This window comes from Micromonospora sp. M51 (assembly GCF_018070305.1).
Lineage (GTDB): Bacteria > Actinomycetota > Actinomycetes > Mycobacteriales > Micromonosporaceae > Micromonospora > Micromonospora parva.
The window spans coordinates 1-595 of the sequence record NZ_JAGPXZ010001412.1 but is presented as its reverse complement, the minus strand read 5'-3'; the positions used below and the strand labels follow the sequence as shown (position 1 = coordinate 595).

General features: G+C 71.6%; 2 protein-coding genes. Both read right to left on the bottom strand.

Annotated features, from left to right (window positions below; genetic code table 11):
• Positions 1-161 precede the first annotated feature (161 nt).
• A complete protein-coding gene (locus tag KBX53_RS35160; RefSeq protein WP_030333341.1) occupies positions 162-359 on the bottom strand; it encodes a hypothetical protein in 198 nt (65 codons plus the stop codon).
• A gap of 48 nt (positions 360-407) precedes the next feature.
• Positions 408-595, bottom strand: a 188-nt coding sequence (locus KBX53_RS35155; RefSeq protein ID WP_210864057.1) for a hypothetical protein, incomplete at its 5' end; no start/stop codon positions are given.

Here is a 595-nt window from a genome sequence, read left to right as displayed (position 1 = left end):
CCCGCCTGGTGGCCACCGCGCTGACCGCGGTCGCCGCGTCCGACTTCCTCCAGATGGCGTACGCGACGGCCCAGCAGGCCGCCGAGGGCGGGCACGACGACGACTGATCAGCACGCACGAGAAAGGGGGCCGGCGGAAATCGGCCCCCTTTCTCGTACCCCTCAGCGCTGCATGCCGGACCAACCGTGCGGCGACTCCGGCTCCCGTTCGTGCTCGTCCGCCCCGGTGATGATGTCCCGGTCCACCGCCGTGCGGTCGTGCTCGTTGGCGAAGTCCGGCTCGGGCGTGGTGTCAGTGCCCTTCGGCGGCTGACCCAGCGCCGGCACCTTCTCGTCGTGGTCCTCGTCGTGGTGCGTCATGTGGTGTCCCTTCTGCTGTCGCTCACGCGGCGGAGCTGGCACAGGCGCTCAGCCGATGGAACCACCCAGCAGGTCGCTGGCCTCGTCCACCGCGTACTCGCCCTCGGGCAGCGCGTCGATCCGGGCGAGCAGGTCCGGCGGGAGTTCGGCGGCCACCGCCTTGCGGTAGATGTCCGCCTGGGTGACCCGTTCCTGCCCCCGGTAGAGGTCGTCGAGCAGGTCGTCGAGGGCCCGGG

Excerpts from the sequence above, each read along its gene's own strand:
- KBX53_RS35160 (WP_030333341.1), bottom strand. The coding sequence starts at position 359 with ATGACGCACCACGACGAGGACCACGACGAGAAGGTGCCGGCGCTGGGT.